This is a genomic window from Nitrospirota bacterium (genome assembly GCA_037386965.1).
Classification (GTDB): domain Bacteria; phylum Nitrospirota; class Thermodesulfovibrionia; order Thermodesulfovibrionales; family JdFR-86; genus JARRLN01.
The window spans coordinates 1-4,558 of the sequence record JARRLN010000118.1; the positions used below are offsets into that span (position 1 = coordinate 1).

The window sequence follows — 4,558 nt, forward strand, 5'->3', positions numbered from 1 at the left end:
CGGGCGTGTGGAAGCCCCCCGAGCCGTTGCCGTAGAGGACCTGGCGCAGGTGGTAGTCGTTCTCCCTCAGGCCATCCATAAGGCTCTGGTCAATGGGGCTGTCGGAATCGGTCTGAGAGGCCGCTATGCTGTTCCAGCTATACGTGAGGGCCATCGGTCACCTTCCTCAGGAGGTTTTCCGCGCGGCGGCGCTTGGGCAGGGTGCAGACGACCTCCAGCACCGGGGGCCTCCCGTTCTGCTCGGGGATGAGCTCGACCGTCTCTCCATGGTACTGGCAGCCTGCACACTCCTCCAGAGGGCGCAGGGCGGCCGGATTCATCATGGGGCACCGGACCACGCTTTCCAGTTTCACTTCCATCGGTTCCGTTGCGAATCTGCTGTCACTCATGATTTTTAATCCTTTCGTCCGTAGTTTATACGCATGTGACGGCGGGCCGAGACGCCCCCCAGGACCATGAGGCCCGCCCCGAGCATGAAAGTAACCCCGGCCGCTCCGTTGGCGCCCTCCGGTGCCGCCCATATCAACACACCCAGGACCATGAAGACCCCACCTACCAGCTGTACAAAGCACCCGGCTGGCTTCGTCAGAAACGGCTTCCCTGGTTTCATATAGCTCCTCCTTGTGGTACTGCAATGGATTTGCAATCAAAAGCGGACAGAAATGTCCGGGAAATGACCACTTTCTGCACTTGGCGAGATGGCCGAAAAGCCTGAGAAGTGCCCGGAAGTACTTGAAAAAGGCTGGTGCGCCAGGGAGGACTCGAACCCCCGACCCGCTGCTTAGAAGGCAGCTGCTCTGTCCTGCTGAGCTACTGGCGCGTACGGCGGACCATCGGGGCGAGAGGATTTGAACCTCCGACTCCCTGCTCCCAAAGCAGGTGCGCTACCGGACTGCGCCACGCCCCGGAACCTCAAGTCTACTCAATCGCCAAAAATCAAGTCAATTTCCCGGCGCGCAGCGGGGCTTCGCGCCGAAGGTTTGCTTTTTCTCTGCCCACTATTTTATTCTTTATTATTGTGGACTTATTGTCAACTCTCAAGCGCTTTGCCGGCCAGAACATTCTGGTCATAGGCGACGTCATCCTGGACAGCTACATTTGGGGGAAGGTCTCCCGCATTTCTCCCGAGGCCCCCGTCCCCGTGGTGGATGTGGTAAGCGACAGCTTCCACCTTGGCGGCGCGGCAAACGTGGCAAACAACGTCGTTGCCATGGGCGGAAGGGCCTCCGTGCTGGGCGTGCTCGGGAGGGACCGGGCAGGGGAGAGGGTCCGCGAGCTCCTCGGTGGGCGGGGCATCGACGTCATCGCCGTCGAGGACGACAGGCCCACCACCATGAAGACGCGGGTCATTGCCCACAGCCAGCAGGTTGTGCGCTTTGACCAGGAAAACCGGGAAAAGCTGACGGGCCCGGCTCTGCGTGCCCTTCTGGGGCACGTGGAGGCCCAGGTGGCCCGTTATGATGCCGTCATCGTCTCTGATTACCGCAAGGGAGTCGTCTCCGGCGAGCTGGTGAAAAGAGTCCTCAAGAGCGCCGAGGGCTCGACGTTCGTCGCCGTGGACCCGAAGGTGGGACATTTTCATCTCTACAAGGGCGTTTCGATGATAACGCCCAACGTAAGCGAGGCCTCGCAGGGCTCCGGCGTGGAGATTGTGGACGAAGCGTCCCTCTTGAGGGCGGGTCTCAAGCTCAGGAAGACCCTGGGACTTCAGTCCGTGCTCATCACGCGGGGAGAGGATGGGATGAGCCTCTTTCAGGAGGAGACGGTCACGCACATACCGGCCCTGGCGCGCCACGTCTATGACGTCACGGGGGCCGGCGATACGGTTATTGCCGCCTATGTGCTTGCGCGAGCGGCGGGGGCCTCGCCCGAGGAAGCGGCGCTCCTGGCCAACCACGCTGCGGGCATCGTTGTGGGGGAGGTGGGCACCGCCCTGGCAACGCCGACACAGCTCCGGAAGTCCGTCCGGAGCGCCCGGGGCCAACCGGACCTCCGGGTGGAGAAACTCAGGACTTAGAGGAAAGGGGAAATGGCAAGGGCGATTGCGCTTCTTTCCGGGGGGCTGGACAGCACGCTTTCGGTGCTTCTGCTCCGGCGCCAGCAGATAGAGGTCACGGCCGTGACCTTCCTGACGCACTTCGGCTGCGACATGGGGGATAAGTCCTCCTGCTCGTCTGACTCCACGAGCAACGCGGCCCGATACGGGTTTGAGGTGAAGATGTGCCATCTCTCGGACAAGTTCATCGACATCGTCAAGAACCCGAAGTTCGGCCACGGCAAGAACATGAACCCCTGCATCGACTGCCGGGTCCTCATGCTCCGGGAGGCCAAGGAGCTCATGCGGATGAGGGGGGCCGACTTCATCGCCACCGGGGAGGTCCTCGGACAGCGCCCGATGAGCCAGAGGCGCGACACCTTTCCTCTCATCGACAGGGAGGCCGGCGTGACGGGCCTCGTGCTGAGGCCGCTTTCGGCCAAGCTCCTGAAACCCACCGTTGCCGAGGAGACGGGGCTCGTCGACAGGGACCTCCTCTGCGGCTTCGCGGGCCGGACCCGGAAGCCCCAGATGGCCCTGGCGGCGGAGTTCGGCCTTATGGAGTATCCGGCGCCCGCGGGAGGATGCCTCCTTACGGACCCGAACTATTCGTACCGCCTGGAGGAGCTTCTGGCCTTCGCGCCGGACCCCTCCTACCGCGACTTTCACCTTCTGAGGGTGGGAAGGCACTTCAGGCTTCCCCTGGGAAAGAAGGTGGTGGTGGGCCGGGACCAGGCCGAGAACGAGCGCATCGAGGCCCTCTCGGAGCCGGAGGACTTTCTGCTCAGAGTGCAGGGCGTGGGCAGCCCTCTGGCCCTTCTGCCGGGAGACGCCGCCCTCGAGGACGTGATGGCCGCCGCGCGGCTTTGCGCCCGTTACTCGGACGCCAAGCACTTCCCGGAGGTCTCCGTGCGCGTGGAGCACGGCGGGGAGGCCTTCGAGCTCTCCGTTACGCCGGCAACCGACCGGGAGCTCGAGGAGCTGCGGGTACAGAAGCTCGTTAGAGCTCGATAATCTCCACCGCCATGGTCCCGGTCTCAAGCAGGGCCGCGGTGGACTTCCCCTTATGGAGCCTGGCCACCTTGCCGGGGTTTATCACCACGGTCTCTTTCACCTTCCGGACGTCGGGCGTGTGGGTGTGCCCGTAGATGACGGCATCGTAGAGTCCGCTTAAAGCCAGGGCCTCCACCGCGAGGGGCTCATGGACGATGGCGAACTTCTTCTCCCCCGCGGTGAGCATGAGAGGCTGGATGTGGAGGCTGCCGCCTGATTTTTCCTTGAGCAAAATGCGGTCCCCGTCGTTGTTGCCGTAAATCCCCGAGAAGGAGGCCCGCAGGCCGCCGAGAACCTCGAAGGTAAAGGGCGAGACCAGGTCCCCTGCGTGCAGGACGTGGGAGACGCCACGTTGGTTGAAAAGCTCCACCACGCGGGCAATCTGTGCCATGTCGTCATGTGTGTCGGAGATGATGCCTATCATGTAATCCTCCCGGGATATGTCTCGTGGCCTTCATTATAGCCTCGGGGGCGGGGCGATTCAAAGTCCGCGGATTCCGTTGACCCTCCGGGGCTTTGGATATACAATGGGCTGAGAAAGAGCGAGGAAGACCGCGAAAACGGACGGAAAGGAGGAGAGATGGCGACATACGTGGTTTTGAGCACTCTTACGGATGAGGGGCGGAAGACTCTGAAGAACAATCCCCGGAGGCTCACCGAGGTGAACAAGGAACTGGAGGGCATGGGTGTGAAGGTCAGGGAGCAGTTTTGCGTCCTCGGACCCTATGACTTCGTCAATATCATCGAGGCGCCGGACAACGAGACGGTGATGCGCATGTCCATGGAGCTGGGCTCGCGGGGGACCGTGCAGCTTTACACCCTTCCGGCCATACCCATCGAGGAGTTCCTGGGCAAGGTAAAATAGACGGGGCCGTCCCCCATAGGAGAGGGATTGTCTCTTGCCCGTCGAGAGATGGGCCTGCGCGGGTTGGATTCTCCCTTCTCCATGGCGGTAAAATATCCGTGGGAGGGCGGAATGGCCGATATTAAAGCCGATGCCGTCGTTGACGCCCGGGGGCTCGTCTGCCCCCTCACGGTGCTCAAGACGAAGAAGGCCATGGATGCCATGGAGCCGGGCCAGGTGCTTGAGGTGCTGATAAACGACCTCAGGGCGAAGGCGGACATCGTGGGCTACTTGAGGAGGGCGGGAAACAGGGTCTTCTCCAGCACGGAAGAGGGCCAGACCGTGCACCTCTATATCAGAAAGAAGTAGAACCTATCTCAAAATTGCTTCCGGCTCAGCCCCGAAAAGTCTTGCGACTTTTCGGGGACCCCTGGCCGAAAGAGGCCTAAATGACGGCATACGGCGTCCTGAAGGGAAAATCGTCCTCAACGCAGCCCTGCTGCGCCTCCTGGCGATTTCCCCTTCCCCCCGTGTATGCCGACATTTCTTCTCTCTTTCGCTTCGAAATCAATGTTGAGATAGGTTCTCCTGAAAACGGCGATTCCATTGTTTGTATCACGTGCCGG

7 protein-coding genes and 2 tRNA genes are annotated in these 4,558 nt (G+C 61.7%); 4 read left to right on the forward strand and 5 right to left on the reverse strand.

Features of this window, described 5'->3' with window-relative positions:
* Window positions 1–137 precede the first annotated feature (137 nt).
* From P8Y39_12480 to P8Y39_12495, 4 genes are all read right to left on the reverse strand, one after another.
* Window positions 138–389: a hypothetical protein gene (locus P8Y39_12480; protein ID MEJ2193133.1), complete on the reverse strand. Its 252-nt coding sequence runs from the start codon at window positions 387–389 to the stop codon at window positions 138–140.
* A gap of 5 nt (window positions 390–394) precedes the next feature.
* A complete protein-coding gene (locus tag P8Y39_12485; GenBank protein ID MEJ2193134.1) occupies window positions 395–610 on the reverse strand; it encodes a hypothetical protein in 216 nt (71 codons plus the stop codon).
* A 133-nt stretch (window positions 611–743) separates the two neighbouring features.
* Window positions 744–820: transfer RNA gene (locus P8Y39_12490), tRNA-Arg, on the reverse strand.
* Between the two features lie 13 nt (window positions 821–833).
* Window positions 834–907: transfer RNA gene (locus P8Y39_12495), tRNA-Pro, on the reverse strand.
* Between the two features lie 120 nt (window positions 908–1,027).
* On the opposite strand from P8Y39_12495, the gene rfaE1 reads away from it, so the two are divergent.
* Window positions 1,028–2,017 (forward strand): D-glycero-beta-D-manno-heptose-7-phosphate kinase, encoded by a 990-nt coding sequence (gene rfaE1 / locus P8Y39_12500; protein ID MEJ2193135.1) that lies wholly within the window; start codon window positions 1,028–1,030, stop codon window positions 2,015–2,017.
* A 12-nt stretch (window positions 2,018–2,029) separates the two neighbouring features.
* Window positions 2,030–3,049, forward strand: a complete 1,020-nt coding sequence (locus tag P8Y39_12505) for a hypothetical protein (GenBank protein MEJ2193136.1) — start codon at window positions 2,030–2,032, stop codon at window positions 3,047–3,049.
* Here the strand turns inward: P8Y39_12505 and P8Y39_12510 are convergent.
* The gene (locus P8Y39_12510) at window positions 3,036–3,512 is read right to left on the reverse strand and encodes a metallophosphoesterase (protein MEJ2193137.1); all 477 of its coding nucleotides are present in this window, start codon (window positions 3,510–3,512) and stop codon (window positions 3,036–3,038) included. The genes P8Y39_12505 and P8Y39_12510 overlap by 14 nt on opposite strands.
* Window positions 3,513–3,668: 156 nt before the next feature.
* Here P8Y39_12510 and P8Y39_12515 point away from each other — a divergent pair, with 156 nt between their 5' ends.
* Together P8Y39_12515 and P8Y39_12520 are read left to right on the forward strand one after the other, a co-directional pair.
* Entirely contained in the window at window positions 3,669–3,953 is a 285-nt protein-coding gene (locus P8Y39_12515) for a GYD domain-containing protein (GenBank protein MEJ2193138.1), read from the forward strand.
* A 111-nt stretch (window positions 3,954–4,064) separates the two neighbouring features.
* A complete protein-coding gene (locus tag P8Y39_12520) occupies window positions 4,065–4,301 on the forward strand; it encodes a sulfurtransferase TusA family protein (protein ID MEJ2193139.1) in 237 nt (78 codons plus the stop codon).
* Window positions 4,302–4,558: the final 257 nt, after the last annotated feature.

Coding starts and splice junctions, on each gene's coding strand:
- P8Y39_12485 (MEJ2193134.1), bottom strand. CDS start 610: ATGAAACCAGGGAAGCCGTTTCTGACGAAGCCAGCCGGGTGCTTTGTA.
- P8Y39_12505 (MEJ2193136.1), top strand. CDS start 2,030: ATGGCAAGGGCGATTGCGCTTCTTTCCGGGGGGCTGGACAGCACGCTT.
- P8Y39_12480 (MEJ2193133.1), bottom strand. CDS start 389: ATGAGTGACAGCAGATTCGCAACGGAACCGATGGAAGTGAAACTGGAA.
- P8Y39_12515 (MEJ2193138.1), top strand. CDS start 3,669: ATGGCGACATACGTGGTTTTGAGCACTCTTACGGATGAGGGGCGGAAG.
- P8Y39_12520 (MEJ2193139.1), top strand. CDS start 4,065: ATGGCCGATATTAAAGCCGATGCCGTCGTTGACGCCCGGGGGCTCGTC.
- P8Y39_12510 (MEJ2193137.1), bottom strand. CDS start 3,512: ATGATAGGCATCATCTCCGACACACATGACGACATGGCACAGATTGCC.